Consider the following 288-nt stretch of genomic DNA (forward strand, 5'->3'; position numbering starts at 1 on the left):
CGGACCGGCTGACGATCCTGAAGCCGCCGGCCGCACAGCGCTTCGAGCTTCGCCTGGAGACGGAGATCGCGCCTTCGCGCAACGAAGCGCTGATGGGCCTCTATCGCTCCAGCAACGTCTATTGCACGCAATGCGAGGCCGAGGGCTTTCGCCGCATCACCTATTTCCTCGACCGTCCCGATATCCTGTCGGTCTACACGGTGCGCATCGAAGCCCCGCACAACGAGGCGCCGCTGCTGCTCTCAAACGGCAATCCTGTCGAGCGTGGTGCGCTCGCCAACGGCCGCC

At 65.3% G+C, this 288-nt stretch carries 1 pseudogene; it reads left to right on the plus strand.

What is annotated here, in order from left to right:
- Nucleotides 1–288, plus strand: a pseudogene (gene pepN / locus EN807_RS34780) (aminopeptidase N); the annotation flags it as partial.

The organism is Mesorhizobium sp. M5C.F.Ca.ET.164.01.1.1 (genome assembly GCF_004792125.1).
Lineage (GTDB): Bacteria > Pseudomonadota > Alphaproteobacteria > Rhizobiales > Rhizobiaceae > Mesorhizobium > Mesorhizobium wenxiniae.